General features: G+C 40.7%; 1 protein-coding gene. It reads right to left on the bottom strand.

Features of this window, described 5'->3' with window-relative positions:
• Window positions 1-221, bottom strand: a 221-nt coding sequence (locus JTI98_RS21110) for a fimbria/pilus periplasmic chaperone (protein ID WP_252869620.1), incomplete at both ends; no start/stop codon positions are given.

Here is a 221-nt window from a genome sequence, read left to right as displayed (position 1 = left end):
TTTTGTTTAACACTAATGATTGCAAAATAATAGGGTGTGTCGTTCCAGAGAACGGTGTTACCCTCACTGCTTATCATTTTAATCTGCTGTTCGGCGTTTTCCCTTTTCTCTTTCAGGACGTCAGGGCGATAAAACATTTTGACCTGGGTATGCAGCGCAATGGATAATGCATTCATACCTTCTTTTGGTGCTTTAGGGATCTCCTGGATATTGATCCAAAA

The organism is Citrobacter sp. MGH 55 (genome assembly GCF_016906145.1).
Lineage (GTDB): Bacteria > Pseudomonadota > Gammaproteobacteria > Enterobacterales > Enterobacteriaceae > Citrobacter_A > Citrobacter_A amalonaticus.
This window is presented reverse-complemented; position numbering and strand designations above follow the sequence as displayed.